General features: G+C 45.1%; 2 protein-coding genes. Both read left to right on the top strand.

Annotation, left to right across the window (positions count from 1 at the left end):
• Window positions 1-240: hypothetical protein (locus F6K20_RS34600; protein ID WP_287297821.1), on the top strand; the 240-nt coding region annotated here is incomplete at its 5' end.
• 59 nt (window positions 241-299) lie between these two features.
• The gene (locus F6K20_RS34595) at window positions 300-2,216 is read left to right on the top strand and encodes a polysaccharide biosynthesis protein (protein WP_287267484.1); all 1,917 of its coding nucleotides are present in this window, start codon (window positions 300-302) and stop codon (window positions 2,214-2,216) included.
• The last annotated feature ends 110 nt before the right edge of the window (window positions 2,217-2,326 follow it).

The raw sequence follows: 2,326 nt of genomic DNA, 5'->3' as shown, positions 1-2,326 counted from the left end.
TATCACTTCTATGTTTACATCTCAAATAGAAATGCTATGGGGAATCATCGCCAGAATCAGCACTGCCTCTACTTAAGTGCCAATTGCACTTTTTCCCACAGTATCCCTATCTCGGTCTTACCCCAATCTCCCCCCAATCTGGGTCGAAAATCCCGTTGTTTGGAGGTCGTCGCTACAGATAGGGGCGGATCTAGCTCTAGTCAGCGCTGTCGTGCCACTGGTGGGGCAGAGAATCATTAATCTAGGGTTCCAGTGACCCTAAATCGCACAAGCAATAACCTTCTGAATTCGTTATCTTTATGAAATCCTATATTAACTACCTGCTGATTAAGCTTTATGGTGGCTATAACTCAATCTCCAGACGGCAGAAGCGCCAGTTCCTCGTTGCTCTAGATGCATTTTTATTTTGCCTTGCTATTTATCTAGCTTTTTGGCTCCGCTTCGACGAAACACTTCCCCTCTCAGGAATTGTTCAGTATGCTTGGCTAATTATCCTGTTAATTGTGGTCAAACTTATAGGCTTCCAAGTCTGTGGCATTTATCGTCCTATTCTGCGCTACACAAGCCTAGAGTTTATTACCACAGCACTCCAAGCTGTTTTCTACAGTTCCGGAGTTTTAGTGATCCTCGCTTACTTAAACGGTTCTTGGCCTCTTCCTCCCTCAGTTCTGATTATTGATGCCTTCCTTACTCTATTTCTCCTGATTGGGTTACGACTGCTAATTCGCAGCTCAACTCATAATCTAGCCTATTACGCCCATAGCAATTTACCTCCAGAAGGGCTACTGATCTATGGTGCAGGGGCAGCAGGTTATCAGCTTGCTGCTGCTTTAGCGAATCACCGAACTTACCGACTAATTGCCTTTATCGATGACAACTCTGATTTGCAACACCATGTAGTCATACAGGGACTCAAGGTTTACTCTCCTGCTGAGTTGCCGTTACTTTGGCGACAAAAAGCTTTTGATACGGTAATTTTGGCAATGCCTTCGGTAACAAAAGAAAGAAAACGCTGTATTCTAGAACGCCTACAGAGTCTTTCAATTCCTGTTAAAACCGTACCCTCCTTAAATGAAATGCTCTCTGGTGGAGTTTCTATTGAGAAACTTCGCAAGATTGATATTGCTGACCTCCTCGGACGAGAAGAAGCTGCACCTGATATTGAACTACTAGAAATGCAGGTGACAGGAAAAGTAGTGCTGGTGACTGGTGCAGGAGGCTCCATTGGTTCAGAACTGTGTCGCCAAATTGCTAAGCAGCAGCCCCAGTGTCTAGTACTTTACGAACTCAGTGAATTTGCTCTCTACAATATTGACCTCGAACTAGCAGAAACTTATCCTCAATTGCAGCGCTTTGCTTACCTAGGCAATGTCACCGATAAGGATCATCTCAGTACTGTTTTAAGGGATCATCAAGTCGAGACAGTTTACCATGCAGCAGCCTACAAGCACGTTCCTCTGGTAGAAGTAAATGCAGCGCGAGGCATTGAGAACAACGTTTTAGGAACCTGGACTACGGTCCGCTGTGCCATTGAGTGCGCTGTGAAAAACTTTGTCTTGATTTCCACTGACAAAGCGGTACGTCCTACCAATATTATGGGCGCTAGTAAACGGGTAGCAGAGTTGGTAGTACAGGCATTAGCAGCTCAACCAGGACATTCTACCCGCTTTGCCATTGTCAGATTTGGCAACGTCCTTAATAGTAGTGGTTCGGTTGTGCCTCGCTTCTCCCGACAAATTGCCCAAGGTCAACCCATTACCGTTACCGATCGGGAAATTACTCGCTATTTCATGACCATTCCTGAAGCGGCTCGCTTAGTGATGCAAGCAGGGGCAATGGCAAGTGGAGGAGAGGTATTCTTGCTGGATATGGGAGAACCAATTCGCATTTACGATCTCGCTTTGCAAATGATTCGTTTGAGTGGGCTTATTCCCCAACAGGACATTGAAATCAAAATAACGGGATTGCGACCAGGGGAAAAACTCTATGAGGAGTTGCTGATATCTGGGGATAATGTCAAACCCACGCGACATCATAAAATTTTCTCTGCTCAAGAATATTTTTGGAGTTGGGAGATTTTGCAACCGCAGTTGATAGTTCTCCTTGATAAAGCTCGACTCAATGATCGTGCAGGTATTGTTACTCAACTGTGTAATCTGGTGCCAGAGTACCAGCCTTCTGGTTGTAATGTCCCCATTAATATGATGTGCGCTTGAATACTTACACGAGGCGCGAATCGAAGGCAGAAGCCAGAAGACAGAAGGCGGAAGGAAAGGAGTAAGGTTTAATCGGAGATGGTTTTTTATCACCAACAGGACTTACGCGA

The organism is Moorena sp. SIO2C4, assembly GCF_010672485.1.
In the GTDB taxonomy this organism is placed as follows: domain Bacteria; phylum Cyanobacteriota; class Cyanobacteriia; order Cyanobacteriales; family Coleofasciculaceae; genus Moorena; species Moorena producens.
Note: the sequence above shows the minus strand (reverse complement) of the source record. Positions and strands in the feature narration are given on the sequence as shown.